This is a genomic window from Limnohabitans sp. (assembly GCF_023910625.1).
Classification (GTDB): Bacteria; Pseudomonadota; Gammaproteobacteria; order Burkholderiales; family Burkholderiaceae_C; genus Limnohabitans_A.
Genome location: NZ_JAAVVW010000002.1, coordinates 322,417 through 344,544 on the forward strand (window position 1 = coordinate 322,417; position 22,128 = coordinate 344,544).

The window sequence follows — 22,128 nt, forward strand, 5'->3', positions numbered from 1 at the left end:
TCAACCGAACAAGCCGCCAAAAACCTTGCCAATCGTTCCAAGAATTCCTCCGCCGCCAGATGGTTTGCCTGCGTTTGTATTGGTCTGCGCTGCAGTCACGTCCAGCTGCGCCCGGGATGCTTTGGCATTGGCGATAGCGGTATCCAGGCTTTTGATCGCCTTCCAGCTGACGATTTGTGCGGGGCCAATGTCGGAATCGCAAAATCGGATGAATTTGCTTGCGATTTCTGCGTAGATGTCTTGGGCATTGGCTTGCTTCTCGGCTTTATTGGCCGCAATCACATCATTCTGTGCGGCTTTGGCTATGTCGACTTTTTTCTGGACTTCCGGTCCGTTGCCGCCACCGCTGCCGCCTTTGCTGCCAAAAAGGCCGGAGACAAGGCCAATAGCGGGCCCTATGAGTGGCGCTAAGGCAATCCCCGCAAACAAAAAATGGGGAAGATCCAGATCGGGCATCAACAACATCACTGACCCCGATCAAAAAAAACATCTTGAGCAGACATCGCCAAGCCGCGCACCCGTCCGCACACCCAGCTCAGATTGATCTGACTTTGGTAAATCATCGGCTGCAACATATACCCCGCCTCACAGTTATGCCTGACTCGCCCGGCCTAGGCTATGCATACTCGCTTAGCACACCATCGATTGGCACACCATCACCTGAGGGATCTGGTGCCACCTGAGACCCAGATTCAACATTTGATTCCGTCTGGCTTGCGGCCACTGGTTTTTGCAGAGCGGCAAGAAGGCGCTCGGCCAATTCCTTGGCAGCCGGATTATTCTTGCCCTTGTGGACAAAGCCGGTGAATAACGCAAGAGCGTGAGTATCCTGAACTTCAGATACCGGCCGCGCATACAACGTCGCCACATCCTGGACAACTTGATCTAATGCGGGGTTATTCTGGAACTCTCGCAACTTCTTCATGTTCTCGTAGCCGCCGTTGCCAGACAGGCCATCCACGTATCGTGAACTCAGATCCGCCAGGGATGTACCCAGATCCTTTTCGGCCGCCTTCAGCTCTAACCCGGCATTTTCGAAGGCTTCTTCAGCGGCATTCACCTTGTCAGGCTTCGCCGTTGTTAACGCAACTCCTGCCAGCTCACTTTGCAGTTTCTTATCCTGCACGTTGGCCATTTTCGAACCGATCGTTTGCACGTCTACAGCCACCTGTGGATCGACGGCGGCAGGTGTGTTACTCAGTGCGTCAGTCGCTTGCGTGCCTGTGACGCTGTTTGTCTCTGCGGTTTGTGTTGGTTCGGGCTTGACAGGTGGTGTTCCGGCTGTAGTTGGGGCTTTAACCTGAATCTTGTCGTAGCCCACGCCAAGAAAAGTAGCCGCAGTTTGCATCCTGCCGCTCTCACCCGCACCGATAAACTTGAGCTGATTGCCGATTGTCATTAGCCGCTCAATCTCATTAAAGATGGTTTTTTTTTGGTCTTGCGGGATGAGGGGGTCATTGAACTGGTCTTTTTTATAGTCGAGCAAGGCTTTCAACTTTAAGTACTGACCGTCCCGCACCGGTCGGTCATTGCTAGTGCCAAACTTGACAAGTTCATCAGTAAGCTGTTTTTTTTCGCCCTGCGTGAGCTGCGCCCCGACCTTGAGATTCGTAAGGACTTTTGAATTCGGCAAAGGTGGAGCATACGAAACGTTAAATCGATTGACATTGCCACCTCCACTGCCCGATATGCTGCTATTGCGTTCCTGCTTGATTGGTTGTAATCCAAAAAACATAAGTCAGTCCTTTCTTGTGCCTGCCGAAATAGCCCATGCGCTGCAGATTGTTGATGCAGTGCAAAAGTCAGGCCAGCTTTAAGGTGCCACGCACCGCTGGTCAAACTTCGCAAGATTTGGACCGGGGCGGATGACCTCTTACAGACTTGTCAGTTCCACATGGGCTGGTGCTGGGCTTGGCCTTGGCGATTCCTTCATTTTTGTCGGTTTCATTTTTCTTCACACGGCTCAACGCCTGTGCATGGCGCTTTGATTTTGTCGCAGGTTAAAGAATTCAATGGCGGCCTGTTTGGCATATTGCCTGTGCGAGTTCTGTCTGTATTGAAGGAATAACAAATCGCCATCGCAAACCGGCAATCTGGTGCATCGCCTTGTGTGTGACCGCAAAGCCTGAGTTACGGCGTAGCAAATTTGCACAACGCGCGTAAACGAAAGTCTGCAAAACAAGAATGGCCCGCCATTGAGGTCTGTGCGCCTGACGCCGACTCGCCTTGCACAAACGGTCAACACTTTGAGCAATCAGGTCTTCGCCGGGCAATTGTCTTTTTGTGGGGCGTTTGGCGATACCAGGTGACAGGGCTGTTCGTGGCACACAAGTTGCGCTACGAATGCCACAACATGGCAAAAAACGCTCTTTGATTTCGGTATGAACGCAAAAATAAGCAAAATCTTTCTGGCAGCAGGCAAGCAGGCCGACATGGCTTTTGCAGTGCTTACCCTCGCGATGGTAGGGTTGCTGGTGGTGCCATTGCCGCCTTGGCTGCTTGACATATTGCTGGCTGTCAGCATGGTGATGGGTGTGGGCATGCTGATGTACGCGCTTTACGCGCACTCGCCAGTCATGTTGTCGGCGTTTCCGTCGGTTTTGTTGCTGTCCACCATGTTTCGTATTGCCTTGAATGTGGCCACTACCCGGCAGATTCTTTTAGCGGGCGACGCTGGCCACATCATTGAGGCCTTTGGCAGATTTGTGGTGGGCGGTAACCTGGTGGTGGGCCTGGTCGTGTTCATCATCATTGCGCTGGTGCAGCTGATTGTGGTGTCCAAAGGTGCCGAGCGTGTGGCCGAGGTGAGTGCGCGCTTTGCACTTGACGGCCTGCCCGGCAGGCAGATGAGTATTGATGCCGATGTGCGTGCGGGCTCCATGACCAGTGGCCAGGCGCAGTACGCGCGGCGCATGCTGCTGGCCGAAAGCGCCATGTTTGGCTCCATGGATGGTGCCATGAAGTTTGTCAAGGGCGACGTGATTGCCGGCATGATCATTGTGGTGATCAATTTATTGGGTGGTATTGCCGTTGGCGTGATTTACGCAGGCATGTCCGCCGGTGCGGCTGTTGATCATTACTCTGTGCTGGCTATCGGCGATGGCTTGGTGTCACAAATACCGGGGCTTTTTGCGGCGCTGGCTGCGGGTATTTTGGTGACGCGCTCGTCCAACAGTACCGCCCCCAATCTGGGGTGGGAGATCCTTCAGCAGTTGCGTATGCAGCCCAAGGCACTGCTTGTAACTGGCGCCATTGCCACGGTCGTAGGCCTGGTGCCTGGGCTGCCAACCCTGGTCTTTATATGTCTTGGCCTTCCGCTTCTGGCCATGGGCGCATGGCTTCACAAGACCGAGCTGTCGGGCAAAGGCGGCTGGGCGGGCTTGACCACTGAAAACGCGCTGCGCGAAGGGCAGCCGTCAAAAAGGACTTTGCTGATCGATGAGCAGTCGTATGAGTTTTGTATTGTCTGCCTTGAAATACATGACGATCTCGTACTCGACTTGTCCCCTGATGTCATTGACGAAGAGCTTACCCGTTTGCGCGGGGAGCTCAAAACAAGCTTGGGTCTGCCCTACCCAGGCTTGCTGGTCAGGCAAACCGGGCAGCTTGAGCCGGGCCAATACCAGGTCACCGTGCTGGGCAACGTCTGCGCCAAGGCGGCTGCACCCAAAGGCTCCTGCTACTTCGACGGACCGGTAGCAACAATGACCGAGCTTGGCCTTACGCCAACGGCCAACGGCCTCAACGTGACGACGGGTTGTTGGTTGTCTGCTGAAGACGCAGCGGCGGCACGTGCTGTAAAGCACACCTTGCTTGAGCGTGAGAACGGGCTGATTCGCGTCGTCGGTGACGTGATCCACAAGCATGCCCATGTGCTGTTTGGCATTCAGGAAATGCAGCTTGTCCTGGGCCAGCATGAGGGCACCTACCCTGACCTTTGCCGGGAGGCGGTCAACACGGTGCCGCTGACGCGGATGACCAAAATCCTCAAAAGCCTGCTGCGCGAGGGTGTGTCCATCAGAGACATGCGAACCATTCTGGATGCCCTGGTATATGGTGCGCAAGAGCCGGGCGACGATTTAACTCTTGGCGAACTGGTTCGCAAGGCACTGACCTTGCAAATATGCAAAACGCTGGTCACCCCCAACAATGTTTTGCGGGCCGTCATGCTGGACCCGCTGCTTGAAGGGCAGTTTCGCGAGAGTCTGCAGCAAACGCCGCTTGGCCCGGCGCTACAGCTGCCGCCGTCTGCCGCACAGCAGTTTCAACAGGGCGTAACTCAAGCCATTGAACGCGTGGTGTCCAAGGGCTCAACCGCTCATATCAGTGTGGTAACTGCGCCTGACCTGCGTTTGCACGTAAGACGACTTCTTGAGCCCAGCCTGCCGCATATTGCCGTGCTGGCCACAGACGAAATTGCACCTGGCGTGCGGCTTCAGTCGCTGGGTATGCTGCGCGGCTGACCCGGCCTTGAAAAATCACATACAAACTGGTAGCCCCGAAATGCGTCTTCTCTTAGCCACTCAAACTGGGCATACAGCGCTGATTGCTGCGATTGCCACACTTGCCTTAGGCAATGGGTACACCTTTGCGCAGGTGCTTAACCCGCCTGTGCAGCAAACGCCGCCGTTGCCCTCGGGCACAGCGCCAACGCCAACGCCAACGGCCCGTGCTGCAAAGACGCCCGCGCGCGAGCTTTTGCTTCAAACCAGGCTTGGCGCAGACAAGCGCGTGGCTATCGACTCACGTGACAGCACGATTACCCAGGTATTGACCGACCTGATGGGCGATGCGGGCTTGCCGGTCATCGTCGATGAATCGATCAAAGGCACGGTAAGCGGCCGGTTTGAAGGCACCCGGCAGCGCGTGCTGGACGACATCTGCAGGCAGCAGGCCCTGAGCTGGTACTTTGATGGTGCGGCGCTGTACGTTACCCGTTTGAGCGCCATTGCCACCCGTATGGTCTGGATGGAAACCGAAGCCATCAACCGCTTGAGCACATTGGCGACAGACCTTGGGCTGCTGGACGGCAGATACGTTTACAGGCCCGTGCCAACAGAGCGTTACGCCCTCATGACGGGGCCACCCCGCTACCTGCAGCGCATGCTTGACCTGGCCAAAACCGTTGGGGCACAGCCCAAGCCTGAGAGCCAGTCCATGCAGACAAAGGTTTTCAGGCTCAGGTATGCGTCCGCAGCCGACACCGTACTCACCACGACTGGCGGACCCACCCGGGTAGAGGGGGTAGCCACTGTGGTAGGTCGCCTGGCGGGTGTTCCCATCAATGACATAAACAAGTCAGCAAGCCGGGCAGACGCCACACAGCCAGGGCGCATGGCGGGAAAACTTGGCAAAGATGCCGGCCCAGGTACAGAGCAGCTTCGGCTGGGCCTGGATAGCCTGCAACTACCTGACCTGGACGGCGAGGATGGATCGATCCCCATGATGCCCTTGCCGATGATCGGATTGGGCAACGGGCCGTTGCCAGCCCGCACATCAGGCGCTGCCGCGAGGACAGACGCTGCCGCGAGAGCAGATGCCCAAGCGGCTGCGGAGCTGCGCGCCAACACCGGCGCACAAGCAGCTTCTGCCCGGCCTGGAGATTCCATCGTCACAGCCGAGCCACGGCTCAATGCCGTGATCGTCAGGGCAGACCGCAGCCGCATGCCCATGTTTGAGGAGCTGATTGAGCAACTGGATGTGCCCTCGAAAATGGTGGAAATCGAAGTCGAGATTTTTGATATTGACTCGACCCGCTTGCAGGAGTTGGGCGTAGACCTGCGACTGACCGCACGCAAGATAGACATGACTGCTGCGGGCAACACGGCGGCTACGGGCGGGGGGCTGGTGGTTTCCGCCGTGCTGGGTGGCGCAAACCTGCTATTGCAGACGCGCCTACGCGCACTCGAACAATCAGGGGAGGCCACCATTGTTTCGCGACCCCGTATTTTGACCATGGACAACGTCAAAGCGACCTTGTCCAATACCAGCGAGTTTTTTGTCAAGCTGGCAGGTGAGCGGACGACCAACCTGTTCAACGTCAACTACGGCCTACAGATGGCGGTACAACCCACAGTGCTAGGCAACCCGGACAACCCCAGCGTTCAGCTGGCCGTTCAGATCAGCGATGGCGGGGCGCTGGCCCAGCAGGTAGACAGCCTGCCCAGCGTGACACGCAACGGACTTACCACTCAGGGCATTGTTCGATCTGGCGACAGCCTGATGATTGGGGGCTATGCAATAGAGCGAGCCTCGTCCAGCCTCAATCGTGTCCCATTTTTGTCAGACGTACCCGTTGTGGGCAGGCTCTTTAACTCCCGCACGCAGACGAACAGCCGGCGCGAACGCGTATTTTTGATCACGCCCAGGGTCATTGAGGTTGGCGCAAGCGTTTTGCCAGAAACGACCAAAGCGTTTCCTCAGACTGGCATGCCGAATCCACCCAGCCTCTTTCCAAGCCTGAGTTTTGGCGCTGAAGCCGCGCCATCAATCAAGCTTGACACGTCCATGACCCGCTCGCTGCGCTTGAGCGATATCGTCAATGAAGGCGCTAATCGGGGGGGCGCCTCATCAGGTAAAGCTGGGGCCAGACCGGCACCCAATTCACCACCGTGAGCAACACCAACGTCACGCCGCCAGACCAGTCGCAGGAGCGTGCGCTTTGCGTGGTCAGAGTTCTATCGGGGCAACAAGCCGGTGCGCATGAACCTCTGAGCCGGGGTGACAGGCTGGTCGTCGGCGGAGACCTGAGCGACGACCTGATCCTGGCGGGCGTGAAGAACGCACGCCTGCTGATACGTGTTGACCAAGAAGGCCGCTGTTTGCTCACGGCGTTACGGCCTGGCGTTACCTGCCAGGGGCAAACATGTGCGGAGGGCCATCACCTGGAGCCAGCCCTGCCCGCCTTGCTGGACTTGGACGGCATCACCCTAGGTGTTGGCCCTGAGCAGACCGACTGGCAAAACCTGCGCGCCACCTACCAGCAAGAATCAGCGAGCACGGCATCTGTGGCACCAGCACCGCAGCCTGCACCTTTGGGTATTTCAGCCACCACCATTGCGCAGGTCATGGCCATAGGCCTGCTTGCGACAGCTTTTTCCGCTGGCCTTTACTACACGCATCAAAAGGACGAATTCTCAAAAAATGAACAACTTCTGCTTGGCGAAAAAACCCGTGCCGACATCAACACCGCCTGGGCCAAGCAGGCAGGCAACGCATCACCGCTGGAGTGGAAAGCACTGGGCCCCGGCTGGGAGGTAAAGGCGATGGTGGCCTCTGGCACACAAGAAGCCCAGCTCAAAAAGTTACTCGAGTCTTTGGGCAATGCAGTGTCGTACAAAATCTGCAATCGCCAGCAAATGGAACGTGCCTTGGCCGCTGCGCTGGCAGGCGTCAAACCCATACACCCGACCCGAGAGATAAAGATCAACTCTCAGCAATCAGACAAAACAACAAGCCTCAACATCCCTTGGGAGCTCTTCCCAAAAGTAAAGCCCGCCCTGCTGCGCCTGTCTGTCACTGACTGCGCATCAGCGGAGCTGGCCATTGAGCTGCGGGGCATGTGGTTCGCAGCCACAAGACAGCCAGCGGTTTTTAACAGTCGTCTTGTCGATTTAAATCGCAGGCTTGCCGCCCCCGATTTAAGCGACAACCACTTTGTTTTTTTACTCGCGGGAGCCAATGCAGTCAGGCAAATACGACTGGACGCCCCAGCGTCTGTGCTGGTTGGCCCGGTAGGGTTTAACAGAAGGCTTGGGCAGGGCGCAACCCTTGCAGCCCCCGAGGGGGGGGCAAAAATCATTGACATCACGAGTGAAGGTGTCTACCTGCAATACGGCCCCTGGATTCGCCTGGAGGCGGGTGTATGAAGCCGCACAAAAAGACAACGAAAACCCTCAGCCAAGCTGGCACGCTTCATGCTGTTTGGATGCTGCCCAAGCTGATTACCCGATGAATGAAACGGTGCCAGCAAGGCAAAGGTTAAGCGCAATCAAACATTTTCTGGAGTGACCTATGAGCAATGTAAAACTTGAAACACTGAGCGCTGGCAAGAAGACGCTAAGCTCGGGCGGCGTTGATTTTGAGGTGACAGCTTTCAGCGCAAGCGAGGTGGAAGCCGTGTCTGCCAGAACCGGAAACTACATGTACGCCAGGGCCGCAGATCGGGTTTTTGCCATGGCAAAAGACCTCAACAACAACGGGAAACTCGACTCGGGAGACTCCGTTATCTACAGCTTTGGGGATCCCCACTTCAATCAGGTGACGCTGACCGGCAATGAGGGATCAAGTCTTAAGGACATCGTTGCGTTCTGCGGCTATGCCACTGACTTCGATGTGCAGTCAAACTACATTCTGCACACCAAAGATGCACAGGCGTTGGTTGACACGGAGGTGCTTTCGGAAACCTATACCATGAACGACAAAATCACCTGGGAGGTAGCTGGCGAAAATGGTCGCAAGGGTGCCATATCGTTAGATTTCAATGCCGATGGTGGCATCGACCTGGGCACCGGACAGCTGGTCACCCAACAAAGCCTTGCGGCGGACGCAAGCGGCGACGCAACGGTTGACCTGTTTTACGACCCTGACCGGTCAGGGCTTGTGTTTACCAAGGCAGCAGATGGACGCAAGGCAGCTATAGAAGACGGGGCATTCATCAACCGGGCGGGGCAAGAGATAAACAAAAAGCTGGTCTTGGCAGCCAAGGGGGAGTTCCAAGAGTCACGCGGGGCATATTTTGGGGTTGGAAATCATGAGGGTGCTGTTGTAGAGCCAGCCACAAACGAAAAGGCAAAAAATAAGGTGAACATGCAGCTAGAGGTGTCGCAGTTCAACAAAGAAGACCCGGACGAGGATGAGGAGGCGCAAGAAGAAGCCTTCCAATTGAACTTGAGCCTGAGCTCGAACAAGTCAAAAGCGACCTAAGAACTCAACATCAACCTGAGGCAATTTGACAAATTCACCGCGCGTGAAATAGACCCCCACGTAGACCCCCACGTCAAATAGGCCAGGTTGCGAACAAGTTTAGGTGATGAAAAAGTTTCCCAGTCACGGCATTTTGGAGGTCACCGACATGGAGCGCAGGTTTCGTTCGGACCCGAAGAATGTCTTAAAGGAAATTTCAAAAAAACTTGGCGAGAAAATAGAGTCTGCACAAAACAGCCCTCAGGACAACCGAGGGCTAAGGCGGATAGATCTGCTTCGTCTCGCCAACCAAAGAGTCATCGCCTTATCAAAGGCTTTGAAAGCGCCAGTGTCGATTAAAAGACACTAGCGCAGTGTTTTCAGTGTGTGTTCAACTCAACTTCTAAAGGTGTAAATATGTCTAATACTGCCCAACTATCCGCAACAACCACAGCAAACGGCACGCAACTTTTGACGAATACTGAAAGGGTGAATGGGATAGCCGTGACTCAGTACGAGTCTGTAACGCAGAACTTGCTAAATGGCGATATCGCAGTCGCAACGACTGTAGCGGCTCGCACCGCAGACGTAGCAATCAAACAAGCAAAGGATATTACTCTTGCGGCCAAAGCACGGATGGATCCGGTTTGGCAAAAAGACGCAAACGGCAACGATATGAGAGATGCAGCTGGCCAAAAAATACCCGTGATGGATATGAAAACCAATAGACAAGTGGTTGAACAGGGCGATTTGACCAACGCCGACATCAATGACATTAACCTGTTGAACAAACAGGCCTCCATTGCGATGGCGATGAATCAGTCATTCACTTCCTTGTTGAACAAAATTGAGCGGACGGTTGCTACCCAGTGATAGAAGATGGCTTTGCGAGAATTGACTTTTGTTGATTTTTGCAAGGCCGCAGTCTGAAGATCGTCGGCTGACCGGATGCATTTATGCAAGAAGATGAAACCCTGCTGTCGGACTTGGCTTGCCTTTTCGCCAATATCGGGCAAGGCGGCACCAGTTTAAAAATACTGGAGGGCTTGGCTGAGTTGACGGGCAGCAAGATTTACTTTGCTTACGCAGCGCACGTTAAAAGCAGGTACTTCAAAGGCACTGCATCGGTTGGATTGAATTATCTTTTTGGCAAACTGGGGGCGCAGGTTTTTTCTGAGTACACCCTGATCATGTTGATGATTCCTTTGCTTCTGAGGGTGGCGCGGTTCAAGGCCGCGCTGGGTTGCGTAAGGGTGCTGATCAACGCGCGCAATCCAGCGCTCAGGCAAGCGGCACTGGGGCTCAATGCCTCTATCCGAGAGATGCTTCAGTCGCCCCAAGCAGTCGTCTAACGGTAAAAAAACGGCTTGTCTCTGCGCTGAAGGGCCAAGAGCAAGTCACTCGGAGGTATCTATGTTCGATTCAATTGCCGGTGTTGCTGCCGTGGGCAATGCCGCAGGCGCGGCCGGTGCAGCGGCCAGCCCGTCCGCTGATGGTGGCCTGTCTGCTCTGCGCGGTCAAAGTGTGGATGCGGGACGCCAGGCCGACCTTGCTCGCCAAGTGAAATTGGAGGGCACAGACGAGGTGAGCATGTTGGGCCTCAATGGCGCGCCGAGCGCCATGAACCAACCCTTGTTTGCTATCAGCTCCATCATGAACAAGCCAGACGGCCCCAACATGGAGGATATGGTGAATTTGCAACTGGGCCTGATGAACTACAGCATGTCCATGACCATCATGACCCAATCGCACAAGAAGATCAGCGAGTCCAAATCGGCGCTGATGAATGAAGGCAAGAACGCCTAGTGGTTTGACAAGGGCCATCCAGTGTCAGCCATGCGCCTTCCTTCGTGTTTTCAATGTGTACTGGCTTGCACAGTTGCATTGCTGCTTGCCGGCTGCTCCATGCAACTGCACCAGGACCTTTCTGAGCCCGAGGCCAACATGATCATCAGCGCGCTGAAGGTGTCGGGCATTGACGCCAGCAAGCAACCGATGAAAGACAAAAAGTGGGCCGTGACGGTGGCTGAGTCTGACTTTGCGCCAGCGGTGTTGATTCTGCGTGACCACAACCTGCCACCAGCACCCTTTAACGGCTTGGGCCAGGTGTTCAAGCGCGAGGGCATGCTGGCGACACCGACCGAAGAGCGTGCCAGGTTAATGCATGCCGTGTCTGAAGAATTGATGCGAACCATCCGCTCTTTTGATGGGGTGGTTGATGCACGGGTGCATGTGGTGGTGCCATCAACCGAGGCGCTGATCGACAAGGTGCAGCCGGCGTCTGCATCCGTTCTCGTCAAGACGCTGCCGGACTTTGAACTTAAAGACGCCGTGACAGACATCAGGGCGCTGGTGGTGAACGCGGTAGAAGGGCTGGACCCTGGCAGGGTGTCTATCGTGCTGGTGCCGGTTGATGTGCGCAGGCAACTCAAAATGGCACCGGCCACCAGCGACGCAACCCAACTTTATGCGGCGGGTTTTGCAGGCATGGCATTGACTGCCTTGCTCATAGGGCTTGCCATGCTGGTACGTAGGCGCAGGCTCAGCGCATTGAACAACCAAGGAAAAGCCGCCACCCAAGCGCCTGATGCTGCGAATGCGGTGCGGTCAGCTTGACCGGCCTGAAAGGCAAAGGCATGACCCATGTAAACTCTGGCGGCGACAGGCTCATGAGCAAGGCATCTGACAATCGCCGCGCAAGGGCCAAGCGCACACTGCTTCGCCTTGCCATGGGGTGGCAGGCCGACTATGGCCAGCAGGCGGACTCTGAAGCTGTGTCGGCAGACCGACCGGTGAAACTGCTGGGGCAAAACCGGGCTGAAAGGATTCGCCTCAAGCACCAGGCACTTTCGCTTGAACTGTGTGCATTGGGCCCACCGAGCACTTTTGAGCCCGCGTGGTGGTGGGAGCCATCAAAGTTTGCAGCATTTACGGACTCTTTGGCCATCACCCTCAGAGCGCCCAGGGTACGAGGTGCCATTCGCCGGTCCAGCGTACTGCAGTTGGTCAAAGAATTGGGCAACGAGGGCTTTGAAAAAGCCCTGGCCGTGCCGGAGAGTTTTTCTTATCTGGCAGAAACATCCAGACCCGCACCGCCGGATGCCAAGGTACAACCGGCCTTGCTATTGGCCCTTTCAGCCATTCGTCGGCAAAGCCCTCTGCTGGGCGCGCGTCTGGCCACCCTGCACCTTGGCCCGCACGGGCCGGGCATGCTGCACGAAATGGTGGACATACGGGCAGCCAACCTGCTCGACACGCTCGCGGCAGAGGCGGCCTTGACCTGAGGCGCTGGCACACATGCTGTTGCTCAACCACGACCCTCAACGCCGGAGCCAACCATGAATTCTTTATTTTCGCTTTTGGGCGCTCTGTTGGCGATTGGCATGCTGGGGCTGTTGTTGGGTAGCGTCATGCCCAAGCTCAAGCACGTGTCGCAATCGCTGGCGGCCATGTGGCACCGTCCGGGCGCACGCCTGATGCTCCTGGTGATGGCCATCGGCCTGGCCGTCACAGCTTTGGCAAGTGCGCTGCGGGCCAGCGGCGTGACATTACTGGCCATACCAACTCCGCGCCTTTCTGCAGGATTAAGCATACAGGCTGAGGCTTTCACTTTACCAGTGGTGCTGCTTTATCTTGTGGTGGGGCTGACTGGCTTGTTCGTTCTGCTTTTTGCGCTACGCGCCCTTGCGATCAAAAAGCAGCTGACCCGAGTCATTGGCGCGTTGTCGCTTGCGCGGGCTGGCAGTGCGGCAGGCACGCCTGAACAGATTGGCAGCAGCTTCAGCTGGCACGTGCTCAAGGGCCCATGGCAAAACTACAGCGCCACATTGGTCGCAACCACGGCTTCGCCAAAACCAGACACGGTGTGGCGGGCGGCCATACCGTCGGGGTTTTTCTTTTCGAGAGATGCGCTGATTGACGACTGGCTCATGGACAGCTTTGGCCGTCACCTGCCGGGCATATTGACTGGCCTGGGCATTGTTGGCACCTTCGCAGGCATGCTGGAGGCCCTGAGCCAGTTTGACCCATCCACAGCAGAGTCAGCTGCACTGGGTTTGAAAGGATTGCTCTCGGGTGTTAGCCATGCGTTTGTTGCGTCAATGGGTGCTATCAGTTGCGCCATCTTTGTGACCGCGTTGTCGCGTATGGTGATTGCCCATGTCCAAAAAAATGCCGAAAAAATGACTGCCGAGCTTGACCGGCTGTATCCCGCCGGTGCCGGGGAAAGTCAAATGAGCGACCTATACGCCAATTTGAATGCCTCGCACCTGGCTGGCCGGCCTGATGAAGCGCTGACGCAGCAGCTGCTGCAACGGCTTGTAGAGCAGATGACCCAAAGCCACCATCAATCATCGCAAGCGCTTGCAGACCTTGAAAGAAAACAGCAATTTTTTGAAGAGCGCTTGCTTCACTGCATAGAAAACGCGTTTGCCAGCCTTGCTACATTGCCAAACAGCGTATTGCGCAATACGGCGCAGTCCGCAAGCCAGCCCGCCTGGCTCGGCGAAGGTGTGGACAGGGGCGGGAGTCCAGTGCCCAAAGCTTTGTCGGCGATAGGACGACCCTCAAAGCTGAGCGCTGCCAGAACATCATCTGCTGACAGTCACAACACGGGTTACAGAACCCTTGAAGACCTGTCGGCAATGGATGAAACCACTGAAACGTCAGACACACAGTCGATGCAGGGGATGGACGACTTTGACGATTCGCATCTGCAAGCCGACTTTGAACAGCGTATTGTGTTTTCAATCAACCGCAAGCTGGACCGTGGTTTCGCGCGCATTGAAAGCAAACTTGATAACGAGTTGCGCAGAACCTTAACACCCGAAGCCATACCCGAAGCCATGGCAGAGGGCTGAAGCGCCGCCACGAGGCAATCACAATGAAAGCACATTTCTCGCAACGCCATGCAACCGCTTCAGGAGAAGATAACCCGTTCTGGATTTCTTATTCAGACCTGATGACGGCTGCCATGATCATCTTCATGACCATCATGGCCATCACCATGGCGCTGATTGGCAAGACGGCGCCCGCGCTTGCGGGCACTTACAGAACGCTTGCTGGCGCTGATGTGATGCGCGACATTGAGCTGGCATCCAAAAGATATCCAGGCATTGCGGTGGACGTCAAGACCGGTGTTATCGACATCGGCGAGTTGGTTCGCTTTGGCAGAGGTCAAGCCGGCGTGAGCGCAGAGGCTGGCGCTACTTTGCGTGAATTCGTCAAAGAAGTGCTGGCGCAGCGCAATGCAACCACCAAAGCAGGACACATCAAAAACATTGTTGTCGAGGGCTATGCCGACCAGGATGGCGCCTACCTTTACAACCTGTCTCTTAGTCTGAACAGAAGCCGCAACGTGGTTTGCGCGCTTCTTGATACTTCGGCACAAACTGCGGTACTTGACGAGGGCGATAAAAACACCCTGCGCCAACTGCTGATGGTTGGCGGATTTTCTTCAAACAGCCTCAGGGAATCCAAGGAGTCAAGTCGCCGGGTCGAAATGAAGTTTGTTTTCGCATCGGCCAACGAAGCGCCGTTGCCTGCCCGACCTGCGGCAAACCTCACAGAACTTGGCAGTTGCAACAAGGCCTAGCGCGGCCAACGTCGCCATGCAAGCAGCGCGCAGCCTCACAGCCTCACAGTCATTGAATGGCCCATCGACATGGATGCCGTCATCTACCAAGATGGCCGTTCTGTCTGACCCAACAGCCATGAGCCGGAGCGAGACAACCAAGCGCAGGGGCGACCACCGACGCGCAGGCTTCAGGGTCGTGATTGGCAGTTTGGCCTTTTGGGCAAGCGCGTCCGTCAGTCTGGCCCAAAATCTGAACTGCGTCATGAGTGCGGCGCAGCATCATGGCGTGAATCACTGGGTTCTTTCTGGCATTCTCTGGCAAGAAAGCCGCTGGAAGGCCAATGCGGTGCGCGGCAACAGCAACGGCACAGTGGACTACGGCATCGCGCAAATCAACAGCGTACACCTGCCAGAGCTCAAAACCCACCGCATCCATGAAGACGATTTGATGGATGCCTGTGTTGGCACCTATGTTGCCGCCTGGCATCTGCGCAAGCAGATCGACAAATACGGCAACAACTGGTTTGCCGTGGGCGCCTACCACTCTGTGACGCCAGCACTCAACAGGCGGTACGCTCAAAGTGTCTGCAATGTGCTGTCGGGTTGGCAAAAAGGGGGCCGCGTGGCAACAAAAGCCATCGACTGTGACAACATCACAACACGGCCACAGGGGGGTACAAAAGGCACCCCAGGACCACGGGCCCCGCCCTGAAGGCGTTCAGGCCTTCGCCACGCCAAGCGGCTGACCGCCAAACACCGCCGCCCGCAAACGGCTCAATGCCCCATTGCATTTCTAAAGTTGAGCCCACGGACTCAGGACATCGTTAGTCGCCCCTGAGAAATTCATTTTCACGCCAGCGCCAAACGTGCGCCGATCTTGGTCCATTGGCTATCCATATGGGCGTTTTGAGCATTGGGAATGACCCTGAAAGCTGGCATTCATGCGGGTTTCAGGGGTTTGTCAGGGTCGACTCCTGATCTCCTTTTAAATCCAGCAGCTTGATCGCGTTCCGGTGGCGCGGGGAAGGACGGGGTTCGTAGCCCGCTTACAAAAGAACAGCGCTCAGAAAAGGGAAAACCCTTAGCAAAAGTGGCATGGTCTATGCATTTATTCTGCCGATGCCAGTCATCATTTTTTCAACGAAGTAACACCTTGCACATCGTGTAGTCCATGCTGGAGACTACCTGCGGGGCACTCATTTTTTATGAAAGAGAACCACTATGTCAAGCGCAATAACTCGTAGCTCTTCAGGGCAAGTTAAGTCGAATAACACGACTTACACGGATCAACTGAAGGATCTGCCAAAAAACACACCAAAAACACCACCAGACCTCGGTTTGCAACCCTTTTTCGGGGCTAACTGGGGTCACCCTGATTTAAAAAAATATCTTCCCTCCGTTCTAGGAGGAGCCCAAACTATACCGGGTGGGCCCACGAGCCAGGGGGGATTAGGCGTGGCTGTGTACTTTCCCCAAGCCAACACCGTTTTTGCAACTACTACTGGTAAGCCAATCGGACTAAAAAACTTAGAAAAATATGCACTGAAACCTGTGATAACCGCTACGCAAGATCCAAAAACCGGCAAGTTTTCGGTACAGATTGGGGCGGGTAATGCACATGAGATTGATAAGTCAGGAACCTTTGTTTTTTGGAATGTACGTGTCGCTGGCGATGCTATAAACAACGCGTTAGAACGTTCCAAAACAAACGGATCGAACCCCATCGTCATTAGCAATATAAATGCCGGACTTTTAACATCGGCTTTGTGCCCAAAAGATACCAGGAAAAACAACCCGGGCAATGCGACCGCAGGTCTTGCCGTAGGTACGGGCTTTAGTGGATTGAAACTCGTTGCCAAAAATGGCAACCTTGAAGTTACCAATTCTAGTGGAATTAGCCTTCCTGTAGCAGCCTTCCAAGCCGGTCTTACTGCGGCGGCGGCAACGCAGACTTTTGCCAAACTCAGCGGTTGCACGGCTGAACAGAGCGTTAACGAATTCAAGCAGAATTTGCAACAGGCTTTAAAAGCCGGCCAGGACAACTTGGCAGAATTTGGCAAAGGCGCTGACCAAGTGGCGGGTGGTTTGGCGGGTCTTGTGGGTGCGTTTTTTGCTCCGTTGTTCGATAATTGGGGGCCGAGTGGCATATAAACCTATCGCTCGCCTGCGTTAAGTCTTGCGCACTTGTAGCGGTCTAGCTTTCATGAATCCGGGCGACGCCCCGGATGATGAAACAGGCTTGAGCGGGAGCTCAGACCAGCGATTTCGGTGGGCACCGAGGCACCTTTAGTTTTGACGTTGACACATCAACTGGAAGGCTTGCTATGGGCATTGCCCCCCAATCTACAGGCGCGTTGTCGGCCTGGGCGCACTGAGAGCCTGGCCCGCAATCGACGGCGTGCCAGCCGGCAGGACAGCTTTGAGGCCTTGCAGGCCGAAGAGCGCACGCCAGCACATCGCTTTTGTGGACGCGGCTGCGGGCGGGGTTACATTTTTTTGACCGCTTGTCGTGCCATGAAAAGTGAGCGGTCTTTTCTTATTCTGCGCACAGGGCGAGGGCGGTGGCCGTGTCGGTGTTTCCCGCATCGCTGCGACCCGGTCTCATTGGCAGAAAAGCACCGCCGGGCTCAAGCGCGGTGACGTGCAGGGCAGCCAGCGATTCTCAGGATGAAGACTTGATGCCGTCGGGCTCCATCTAGACGGCGCTTCGAAGCAAAAAGCAGCGCCAGCGGGCCAAACCGTGGTGTGTTGGCAAGCAAACCGCCACATCAGCGCCACATCAGCGCCACATCAGCGCCACATAAGACTCTTGTTTTGACGACGTTATGCGACGTATCCCTCAACCGTTCAGGCGCGTCCGGTTAAACCTAGAAAAAGCAGTTGGATGCGCCCGAGTGTGCCGCGCCCGGCGTGTCCAGCAAGGCGAGACAACGAAGCGGGCTACTGCCCGCGAGGCGGAGCAACGCAGCTTGGCGCGTTGGGAGTGGTGCAATCGGGCGCATAGCGCCGTCACAACTGCTTAGCGCTGCCTGCCTCTTTCGATGTGGCGGCATCGGGCGGCAAGGCGCATGAGATCGGGGTTTTCTCGATAGTCCTTGCCTGCGCGTCGTGCCCATCGAGCGCGACGGTCTGGCGTTTGGGCAGGTCCGCTGGGGCGCTGGGGCGCTGGCAGCCAGCCCAGGTCGTGTGCGATGGCGGCACACAAGCCGTTGATGCTTTTGCCGCCCAAAATTCAACCCTCGCCCCGTTGACACAAAGTTCGGGACAGGCTCTGTGCCAGTCTTTTTCAATACGCCCGTACGCTTAAGAAACCTGGGCCAAATCCCGCAAATCATTCACCGTGGTTTCAAACTCCGCCCGCTCGTCAACTTCCTGCTTCAGAAAGACTTTGAGCTCAGGGTTGATGGCCACCGCCATGTCGGCGTTGGCATCTTCACCCTGGCGGTATTCGCCGACTTGAATCAGGATTTCCAGATCCTGAAACTTCGCCCACAGTTCCCGCGCGCGAACCGAGGCCCGGCGATGCGAGTCGTCAACCAAGCGCGACATCACGCGGCTGGTACTGGCCAGTATGTCAATCGCCGGGTAATGGCCGGCTTCGGCCAGTTTGCGTGATAGAACAATATGCCCGTCCAGCAGCGAGCGCACTTCTTCTGAAACAGGGTCCATGCCGTCATCGGTTTCTTCCAGCACCGTGTAAAAGCCGGTGATGGCCCCTTCACTGGACTGCCCGGCCCTTTCAAGAAGCCGGGGCAACTGTGAAAAGACTGAAGGCGGAAAGCCCCGGCGCGTTGGCGGCTCACCGGCAGACAAGCCCACCTCACGCAGCGCCCGCGCGTAGCGCGTGACTGAATCCATCAGTAGCAAAACCGACAAGCCCTGATCGCGAAAGTATTCGGCAATGCTCGTGGCCACCTGCGCTGCGCGAATGCGTTCCATGGCGGGCCGGTCTGATGTGGCCACCACCACGACTGAACGCTGCAATGCCTCTGGCCCCAAGGAGTGCTCAAGAAACTCGCTTACTTCCCGACCGCGCTCACCAATCAGCGCAATCACATTGATCTGCGCGCTGGAGTTGGTGGCCAGCATGCTCAGTAGGGTGCTTTTACCGCAGCCGGCAGGCGCAAAAATACCCACCCGCTGGCCCTCACCACAGGTCAAAAAGCCATCAATACAACGCACCCCCAGGTGCAGCGGCGTGTCAACCGGCTTTCGCGACAGCGGCGGCGGAGCGTCCTGCTCAACCGACACATGTGCATAACCCGTCACTTCTTCCGCATCACCATCCAGGTAGTGACTACCCAACCCATTAAGCACCCGGCCCAGCAAAAAATCACCCACAAACACCCCGGGCCGACGCCCAGTGTTGACCACTTCGGTGTTGGTGGCAATGCCTTCCGTCTGCCCCATCAGCGCCAGCAGCACATGCTTGTTGGCAAAGCCGATGACCTCACCCGCCAGCACTTTGCCGTTGATCAGGCGCAGTTCACACAAGTCACCCACTCGCGCCACCAGACCACTGACCTTGACCAGCGTGCCGACCGCTTCAATCACGCGACCACGCCGTACAAATGGGTCAAAGGTGTCAACGGCAACGGCCAACTGATCACTGATCTGCGATTCAAGGTCGCTCAGCTGTGATTGGGTTTCGGTTGGGGTGGTCATCTGAACAAAACGATTGCCTCTCTAAAAGGAAGTCAATCAAATCAATCAAGAATATTTTTAAACGGCTTCATATCAATTTTGCAGAATATCTTTATAGACCTTTACAACAATTTTTCATGTCTCCAAAAAGACAGGGCGCTGTGCGGCCAACTTGGGCAGCACGCGGCCAGCATTGGCGCTGGTCGCTGCCGCCAGATCGGTGAGCGGCAGGCCCCGCAAATCGGCCAGCACCTGGGCGATGCGGGGCAGCTCGGCCGGACTGTTGCGCCCCTGTGTTGCGCCCAGCGCCCGCTGCTGGGCGGTTTGGTAGAGCCACTGCGGCGGGATGTCGGGTGCATCGGTTTCTAGCACGATGGCGCTCAAGGGCAACTCACGGGCCAGCCGGCGCAGTTGCAAAGACCGTTCATAGGTGAGCGTGCCGCCAAAGCCGAGCGCAAAGCCCATGTCCACAAAAGCCTGCGCCTGCTGGGCACTGCCATTGAAAGCGTGGGCAATGCCCGAGACCACCGGGCACTGGCGCAAGCCTTTGAGCAAAAGATCAGCCGATCGGCGCACATGCAAGACCACGGGCAGGCCGTGCTTTTGGGCCAGTTTGAGTTGCGCGGTGTAGAAAAACCATTGGCGCTCGCGCATCTTGGGCGTGCACAGTTCGGGCACAAAAAAGTCCAGCCCGATTTCGCCCACCGCCACCAACCTCGGGTCGCCTGCGCGTTCGTACAAGGCTTGGTCCAGCGCCAGCAAGTCAGCCTCTTGGGCCTGCGGCACATACAGCGGGTGAATGCCCAAAGCGTAAGCGTCGCCATGCCGCTCGGCCAGTTTCGCCACCTCGGCCCAGTGGGGGGCGTGCACCGCCGGGATCACGCAGCGCGCCACGCCGGCTTGGCGTGCTGCTTGGCGCACCGCGTCGCGGTCGGCGTCAAACTCGGCCGCGTCCAGGTGGCAGTGCGTGTCGATCCACATGCCGCTGTACTGGATCAAACAGGCGCTTGCAACACGCCCTTGACCAAATGCAATTGCCGGTCGCAACGCGCCGCCAAGGCGGGGTCGTGCGTGACCACCACAAAGGCGGTGCCGCGTTCGCGGGCCAGTTGCAGCATCAGCGCAAACACGCCGTCGGCGGTTTCGCGGTCCAGGTTGCCGGTGGGCTCGTCGGCCAACACACAGGCCGGGTCGTTCACCAAAGCGCGGGCCAGGGCCACACGCTGGCGCTCGCCGCCCGACAACTCTGCAGGCCGGTGGTGCAGGCGCTCACCCAGACCCACGCGTTGCAACCAGCCCGTGCCCACAACGGCAGATTCGACGCGGTCCTGCCTGCGAATCCACAGCGGCATGGCCACGTTGTCCAGCGCGCTGAACTCGGGCAGCAAGTGGTGGAACTGGTAGACAAAGCCCAGGTAGCGGTTGCGCCACTGGCCTTGCCCGGCCGCGCTCAGGGCCGACAGCAATTGGCCTTTGAGCTGCACCGAGCCTTGGGTTGGGGCGTCCAGCCCGCCCAGCAAATGCAGCAAGGTGCTCTTGCCCGAGCCCGAAGCGCCCACGATGGCCAAGGTTTCTCCAGCATGAACCTGCAGGTCCACGCCTTGCAAAACGGTGACATCCAGACGGCCTTCGGTGAAACGCTTGGTCAGGCCCTGGGCCTGCAGCACAGTGCCCACGTTTTGCGTGTTATTCATAGCGCAGTGCCTCCGCCGGGTTGACCTGGCTGGCGCGCCAGCTGGGGTAGAGCGTGGCCACAAAAGCCAGCACCAGAGAGATGATGGCCACCGGCCAGATGTCGCTGGCCAGCGGCTCGCTGGGCATGCGGCTGATCAGGTAAATGTCGCGCGGCAAAAAGCTGGCGTTGAAAAGCGTCTCCAGCGCGGGCACGATCACGTCGATGTTGAAAGCCACCAGAAGGCCTAGCGCCAAGCCACTCATGGTGCCGATCACGCCCACCGTGGCGCCCTGCACCACAAAAATGCCCATGATGCTGCGCGGGCTGGCCCCCAGCGTGCGCAAGATCGCGATGTCGGCGCGCTTGTCGGTCACCGTCATCACCAAGGTGCTGACCAAATTGAAAGCAGCCACCGCCACGATCAGGGTGAGGATGATGAACATCATGCGTTTTTCCACCTGCACGGCAGCAAACCAGGTTCGGTTTTGCTGCGTCCAGTCGCGCACAAAAAACTGCGGCCCTAAATCCAGCTGCAGGTCACGCGCCACCTCCCGCGCCAGGTGCAAATCGCGCAACTTCAGGCGCACACCGCTGGGGCCATCCAGTCGGAACATGCGGGCCGCGTCCTCAACGTGCATCAGCGCCAACGCCGAGTCGTATTCGTAATGCCCCGAAGAAAACGTGCCCACCACGCCCATTTGCTTCATGCGCGGCAATACGCCCGCAGGCGTGACCTGGCCAGACGGTGACACCAAAGTCACGGGGTCGCCACTTTGCAAACCCAGGTTGTTGGCCAGATCGCGGCCCAGCACCAAGCTGAATTCCCCCGGCAGAAGGCGCTGCAGCACCCCGGCTTGCGTGTCGTTCGATAAATCACTGACCTCAGGCTCCAGCGCCGGGTCAATGCCGCGCACCAGCACGCCCTTCATGTCCTCGCCCCGCGCCAGCAAAGCCTGCGCGGTGATGAAGGGGGCCGCGCCCAGCACCTGCGGGTTGGCCTTCAGGCGGGCCAACAAGGCAGGCAAATCGGCCACAGCCGCGCCATCGGCGGCGTACACCTCGATGTGCGAGACCACGCCCAACATGCGGTCGCGCACCTCTTTTTGAAAGCCGTTCATCACGCTCAGCACGATGATGAGCGCGGCCACGCCCAGGCCAATGCCCATCATGGACACCCCGGAAATGAAGGAAATGAAGCCGTTTCGCCGGGTGGCGCGGCCTGCACGCGTGTAGCGCCAGCCCAGCGCCAGCTCATAAGGGATGTTTTTGAAAAAAGACATAGGGGTGTATTGTGCCGTGCAGCCCTTGGGGCCTGCGACAATCGTCCCCC

19 protein-coding genes are annotated in these 22,128 nt (G+C 57.1%); 13 read left to right on the plus strand and 6 right to left on the minus strand.

Features of this window, described 5'->3' with window-relative positions; all coding sequences use genetic code 11:
• Both HEQ17_RS01685 and HEQ17_RS01690 read right to left on the minus strand, forming a co-directional pair.
• The gene (locus HEQ17_RS01685) at positions 1 to 465 is read right to left on the minus strand and encodes a hypothetical protein (RefSeq protein WP_296290965.1); all 465 of its coding nucleotides are present in this window, start codon (positions 463 to 465) and stop codon (positions 1 to 3) included.
• A 151-nt stretch (positions 466 to 616) separates the two neighbouring features.
• Positions 617 to 1,735: a hypothetical protein gene (locus tag HEQ17_RS01690; protein ID WP_296290966.1), complete on the minus strand. Its 1,119-nt coding sequence runs from the start codon at positions 1,733 to 1,735 to the stop codon at positions 617 to 619.
• A gap of 646 nt (positions 1,736 to 2,381) precedes the next feature.
• Between HEQ17_RS01690 and HEQ17_RS01695 the strand changes: the two genes are divergently transcribed.
• The 13 genes from HEQ17_RS01695 to HEQ17_RS01755 all read left to right on the plus strand — a co-directional run bounded on the left by HEQ17_RS01695 (position 2,382) and on the right by HEQ17_RS01755 (position 16,630).
• The gene (locus tag HEQ17_RS01695; protein ID WP_296290967.1) at positions 2,382 to 4,463 is read left to right on the plus strand and encodes a flagellar biosynthesis protein FlhA; all 2,082 of its coding nucleotides are present in this window, start codon (positions 2,382 to 2,384) and stop codon (positions 4,461 to 4,463) included.
• Positions 4,464 to 4,503: 40 nt separating this feature from the next.
• Positions 4,504 to 6,615 (plus strand): type III secretion system outer membrane ring subunit SctC, encoded by a 2,112-nt coding sequence (gene sctC / locus HEQ17_RS01700; RefSeq protein WP_296290968.1) that lies wholly within the window; start codon positions 4,504 to 4,506, stop codon positions 6,613 to 6,615.
• Between the two features lie 452 nt (positions 6,616 to 7,067).
• Entirely contained in the window at positions 7,068 to 7,868 is an 801-nt protein-coding gene (locus HEQ17_RS01705; protein WP_296290969.1) for a hypothetical protein, read from the plus strand.
• A gap of 145 nt (positions 7,869 to 8,013) precedes the next feature.
• Positions 8,014 to 8,925, plus strand: coding sequence for a hypothetical protein (locus HEQ17_RS01710; protein WP_296290970.1), 912 nt, complete (start codon positions 8,014 to 8,016; stop codon positions 8,923 to 8,925).
• A gap of 396 nt (positions 8,926 to 9,321) precedes the next feature.
• The gene (locus HEQ17_RS01715) at positions 9,322 to 9,777 is read left to right on the plus strand and encodes a hypothetical protein (protein WP_296290971.1); all 456 of its coding nucleotides are present in this window, start codon (positions 9,322 to 9,324) and stop codon (positions 9,775 to 9,777) included.
• Between the two features lie 83 nt (positions 9,778 to 9,860).
• Positions 9,861 to 10,256, plus strand: coding sequence for a hypothetical protein (locus HEQ17_RS01720; protein ID WP_296290972.1), 396 nt, complete (start codon positions 9,861 to 9,863; stop codon positions 10,254 to 10,256).
• Positions 10,257 to 10,317: 61 nt separating this feature from the next.
• Positions 10,318 to 10,710 (plus strand): hypothetical protein, encoded by a 393-nt coding sequence (locus HEQ17_RS01725; protein WP_296290973.1) that lies wholly within the window; start codon positions 10,318 to 10,320, stop codon positions 10,708 to 10,710.
• A 30-nt stretch (positions 10,711 to 10,740) separates the two neighbouring features.
• Positions 10,741 to 11,520: a type III secretion system inner membrane ring lipoprotein SctJ gene (gene sctJ / locus HEQ17_RS01730; protein ID WP_296290974.1), complete on the plus strand. Its 780-nt coding sequence runs from the start codon at positions 10,741 to 10,743 to the stop codon at positions 11,518 to 11,520.
• A gap of 53 nt (positions 11,521 to 11,573) precedes the next feature.
• Positions 11,574 to 12,188 carry a hypothetical protein gene (locus tag HEQ17_RS01735; RefSeq protein ID WP_296290975.1) on the plus strand — a complete coding sequence of 205 codons (615 nt, stop codon included), beginning with the start codon at positions 11,574 to 11,576 and terminating at the stop codon, positions 12,186 to 12,188.
• A gap of 204 nt (positions 12,189 to 12,392) precedes the next feature.
• On the plus strand, positions 12,393 to 13,763 hold the full coding sequence (locus HEQ17_RS01740; protein ID WP_296290976.1) for a hypothetical protein: 1,371 nt from the start codon (positions 12,393 to 12,395) through the stop codon (positions 13,761 to 13,763).
• Positions 13,764 to 13,786: 23 nt separating this feature from the next.
• Positions 13,787 to 14,497 (plus strand): OmpA family protein, encoded by a 711-nt coding sequence (locus HEQ17_RS01745; RefSeq protein ID WP_296290977.1) that lies wholly within the window; start codon positions 13,787 to 13,789, stop codon positions 14,495 to 14,497.
• A 244-nt stretch (positions 14,498 to 14,741) separates the two neighbouring features.
• On the plus strand, positions 14,742 to 15,191 hold the full coding sequence (locus tag HEQ17_RS01750) for a lytic transglycosylase domain-containing protein (RefSeq protein ID WP_296290978.1): 450 nt from the start codon (positions 14,742 to 14,744) through the stop codon (positions 15,189 to 15,191).
• A 509-nt stretch (positions 15,192 to 15,700) separates the two neighbouring features.
• Positions 15,701 to 16,630 carry a hypothetical protein gene (locus HEQ17_RS01755; protein ID WP_296290979.1) on the plus strand — a complete coding sequence of 310 codons (930 nt, stop codon included), beginning with the start codon at positions 15,701 to 15,703 and terminating at the stop codon, positions 16,628 to 16,630.
• 1,152 nt (positions 16,631 to 17,782) lie between these two features.
• On the opposite strand, the gene HEQ17_RS01760 is transcribed toward HEQ17_RS01755, so the two are convergent.
• The 4 genes from HEQ17_RS01760 to HEQ17_RS01775 all read right to left on the minus strand — a co-directional run bounded on the left by HEQ17_RS01760 (position 17,783) and on the right by HEQ17_RS01775 (position 22,078).
• Positions 17,783 to 19,144: a FliI/YscN family ATPase gene (locus HEQ17_RS01760; RefSeq protein WP_296290980.1), complete on the minus strand. Its 1,362-nt coding sequence runs from the start codon at positions 19,142 to 19,144 to the stop codon at positions 17,783 to 17,785.
• 114 nt (positions 19,145 to 19,258) lie between these two features.
• Complete coding sequence (locus HEQ17_RS01765; RefSeq protein ID WP_296291193.1) at positions 19,259 to 20,104, minus strand: TatD family hydrolase; 846 nt, start codon at positions 20,102 to 20,104, stop codon at positions 19,259 to 19,261.
• A 14-nt stretch (positions 20,105 to 20,118) separates the two neighbouring features.
• Positions 20,119 to 20,817 (minus strand): lipoprotein-releasing ABC transporter ATP-binding protein LolD, encoded by a 699-nt coding sequence (lolD, locus tag HEQ17_RS01770; RefSeq protein ID WP_296290981.1) that lies wholly within the window; start codon positions 20,815 to 20,817, stop codon positions 20,119 to 20,121.
• Complete coding sequence (locus HEQ17_RS01775) at positions 20,810 to 22,078, minus strand: lipoprotein-releasing ABC transporter permease subunit (RefSeq protein ID WP_296290982.1); 1,269 nt, start codon at positions 22,076 to 22,078, stop codon at positions 20,810 to 20,812. Before HEQ17_RS01775 ends, lolD begins: the two co-directional genes overlap by 8 nt.
• Between the last annotated feature and the right edge of the window lie 50 nt (positions 22,079 to 22,128).